Below are 1,517 nucleotides of genomic sequence, written 5' to 3'. Positions count from 1 at the left end.
AAACTTAAGACGTGTATAATTAATTGCTTGGTTCACTGCCGACTTACGAAAATTCCGCTGGAATTTTCTATCTGTGATTAGTTTGCTAACTTTAAGGCTTAACCACGCAACTAACCATACACAATCACGTTAGCAAACATAAAAAAAAGCAAAAATTCGGAATTGAATAACTTAGCGTAAAAAAACTATATTTCAATAATATTTATATAGAAAATACTTGTACAATAATACATTTAAACGTATTATTGTGCTTTTAAACGATTTTTATCAGCTCAAAACTAACCTTACTTGTGAAATACAAGCTACACTTTTAAATAATTCTCGCCATCGTTCGGTTTTTATCAATTATATAATCTATGGATGTTGTTATCAAACCAAGTATTAGCAATTAAATTATTAGCAATGAAACAAATTATGAAACAAATTATGAAACAAATTTACATTTTAGCAATTTTAATTTTGAGCATAAATAAAATTAATGCACAATTAAATGATGTAGTTACAACAGGGTTAAATACGCCAAATGGCATTATTCTTAATGGAAATGATTTATACATCTCTGAATATAATGGAAATAAAATTTCAAAAATTGACATTACAGAAACAAATCCTGTTGTAACAGATATAATAACAGTCAATGGTGCTTATGGAATAGCTCTTAATGGAAATGATTTATATATCGCTGAATATAATGAAAATAAAGTTTCAAAAATTGACATTACAGAAACAAATCCTGTTGCAATAGATGTAATAACAGGCTTAACTAGTCCTTCTGGACTTGTTTTTAACGGAAATGATTTATACATTGCTCAAGCTAATGGAGATAAAATTTCAAAAATTGATATTACAGAAACAAGTCCAACTGCAATAGATGTAATAACAACAGGTATAGACGATCCTTATGGGCTTGTTATTAATGGGAACTATTTGTACATAGCCCAATATAGTGGAAATAAAATTTCAAAAATTGATATTACAGAAACAAATCCTGTTGCAATTGATGTAATAACTGGTTTAAATAATGCTGAAGGCATTGTTCTTAATGGAAATGATTTATATATTTCTGAATTTAGCGGAAATAAAATTTCAAAAATTGACATTACAGAAACAAATCCTGTTGCAACTGATATAATAACTGGTTTAAATAAACCTTCTGGACTTGTTTTTAACGGAAATGATTTATACATAGCCGAATTTAGTGGAAATAAAATTTCTAAGTACACAAACCTCACTTTATCAATTAATAATAACTCTTTAGAAAATATAAAGACACTCAAAGTTTATCCTAATCCAACAACAAATTTTATTAAAATTAATAATTTAACTAACACTAAAAATTATGTAATTTATAATGTTTTAGGAATGGAAATAAATAGAGGTGCTACTTCCAACGATGAAAAAATTAATGTTCAAAACCTTATTAATGGAATATATTTTTTAAAACTTAATAATGGAAATACATTTAAGTTTATAAAAGAATAACGTTTGCTAACACCGTATATAATTTATTGCTAGTT

1 protein-coding gene is annotated in these 1,517 nt (G+C 26.3%); it reads left to right on the top strand.

Features of this window, described 5'->3' with window-relative positions:
- Positions 1–426 precede the first annotated feature (426 nt).
- Positions 427–1,482, top strand: a complete 1,056-nt coding sequence (locus PW52_RS17300) for a T9SS type A sorting domain-containing protein (protein ID WP_165586791.1) — start codon at positions 427–429, stop codon at positions 1,480–1,482.
- Positions 1,483–1,517: the final 35 nt, after the last annotated feature.

This window comes from Neotamlana sedimentorum, from assembly GCF_000943565.1.
GTDB classification, from domain to species: domain Bacteria; phylum Bacteroidota; class Bacteroidia; order Flavobacteriales; family Flavobacteriaceae; genus Neotamlana; species Neotamlana sedimentorum.
This window is presented reverse-complemented; position numbering and strand designations above follow the sequence as displayed.

Bases quoted from the DNA above. Each gene is read 5' to 3' on its own strand.
- PW52_RS17300 (WP_165586791.1), top strand. From the start codon at position 427: ATGAAACAAATTTACATTTTAGCAATTTTAATTTTGAGCATAAATAAA.